Origin of the sequence: Streptomyces sp. WAC06614 (genome assembly GCF_003949795.1) — a bacterium.
Classification (GTDB): Bacteria; Actinomycetota; Actinomycetes; order Streptomycetales; family Streptomycetaceae; genus Streptomyces.
Genome location: NZ_RPRY01000820.1, coordinates 1 through 204 on the forward strand (window position 1 = coordinate 1; position 204 = coordinate 204).

Genomic DNA, 204 nt, shown 5'->3' on the forward strand with positions numbered 1-204 from the left:
ATGCCGGCGCAGGAGCAGCAGCGGATGAACGCGCTGCTCGGCGACCCGGACCAGGTCAGCGTGCGGCACCTGCTCGCGGACGGGCGGATCGGGCTGTTCGTGGTGTCGTCGCTGGCGCGGCGGCACGGGGTCGCGGTCGAGCTGAAGTCGAACATCTACGGCGGGGTCCTGGCCGTCCTGGTCCTGCCCCACGACCTGCTGGGC

Annotated in this window: 1 pseudogene; it reads left to right on the top strand. The window is 72.5% G+C overall.

What is annotated here, in order from left to right:
• A pseudogene (locus EF918_RS36630) lies at positions 1-204 on the top strand (ATP-binding protein); the annotation flags it as partial.